Annotated in this window: 1 protein-coding gene; it reads left to right on the forward strand. The window is 50.4% G+C overall.

All coding sequences use genetic code 11. From position 1 onward, the window contains the following. The coding region (locus tag OCV61_RS17895) for a recombinase family protein (RefSeq protein WP_158422892.1) at positions 1–1,427 on the forward strand (1,427 nt) is incomplete at both ends.

The following is a 1,427-nucleotide window of genomic DNA, read 5'->3' on the forward strand; positions in this document are numbered from 1 at the left end:
AGAGAATGTTGAGAGCCATTGAGCGCAGGCAAATCAACCTTGTCATCACGAAAGACCTCAGCCGACTGGGGCGTAACTATTTGCAAACAGGGCATTTGATTGAGGACTTTTTCCCAAGAAACGGTGTCCGCTATATCGCCATGAATGACGGTATCGACACCCTGCGGGATAACAACGACATCGCCCCGTTCAAGAATATCCTGAACGAGATGTACAGCAAGGATATTTCCAAGAAAGTCCATTCCTCTTATCTTCTGAAAGCGCAGAAAGGACAGTTTACCGGGTGTCTTGCCCCGTTTGGGTATCGGAAAGACCCGGAGGACAAAAACCATCTGCTCATTGACGAGGAAACCGCCCCGATTGTGCGGCTGATTTTCGGATATGCCCTAAACGGTCATGGTCCGAACTATATCCGCAGACGGCTGGAGGAAGAAAAAATCCCCTGCCCCACATGGTGGAACCGGGAACGGGGGCTTCGCAATACCCGCACCAAATGGGAAAAGAAAGACCCGGAAAACGGGCGGTATATGTGGGACTTTTCCGTTATCAAAGACCTTTTGATGAATCCCGTTTACACTGGGGCGATTGCTTCCCAGAAAAAGGACTACCGTTTCAAAATCGGCACGATTGGGGAAAAGAAGCCGGAGGACTGGATTGTAGTGGAAGGACAGCATGAACCGCTGATTGACCGCATGAGCTTTGACATTGTGCAGAACAAGCTGAAATCCCGCCAGCGTCCGGGGCAGACCAATGAAATCAGCCTGTTTGCCGGACTGATAAAATGCGGCGAGTGTGGGAAGTCGCTGACGATACGCTACACAAACGCAAAACATCCCCAGCAGATTTACTCCTGCAAGACCTACAATGCCTTTGGAAAGAACCACTGCACCCAGCACCGGATTGATTATGACACCCTTTACAGTCATGTGCTGCGGAAAATCCGGGAATGTGCCAGAGCTGCCCTGATGGACGGGAAAGCGGTTGCTGACCGCCTGACCAATACCTGTGAAGCCGAGCAGCGGGAACAGCGGGAAGCAATGGAACGCTCCCTTACAAGGGACGAGGAACGGATTGAGGTTCTGGACAAAATGGTAATGCGGCTTTATGAAGATATGATTGCAGGGCGTATCAGTGAGCAGAACTTCAACACCATGCTGGAAAAGACACAGACCGAGCAGACGGAACTTAAAACAAAAGTGTCCGAGGGCAGAAAGCGGCTGTCCGATGAAGTCCAGCTTGCCAATGACGCAAAACAATGGGTGGAAGCCATTCAGGAATACGCCAACATCACAGAGCTGGACGCAGCCACCCTCAACCGCTTAATCAAAGAAATCGTCGTGCATGAGCGCATTGACGAAGATAAAACAAGACACATTTCTATCGAAATTCATTTTAATCTCAAACCCATCCCGGAGGTGGAACAGGTC

It is taken from the genome of Blautia ammoniilytica (assembly GCF_025566965.1).
Taxonomy (GTDB): Bacteria; Bacillota; Clostridia; order Lachnospirales; family Lachnospiraceae; genus Blautia_A; species Blautia_A ammoniilytica.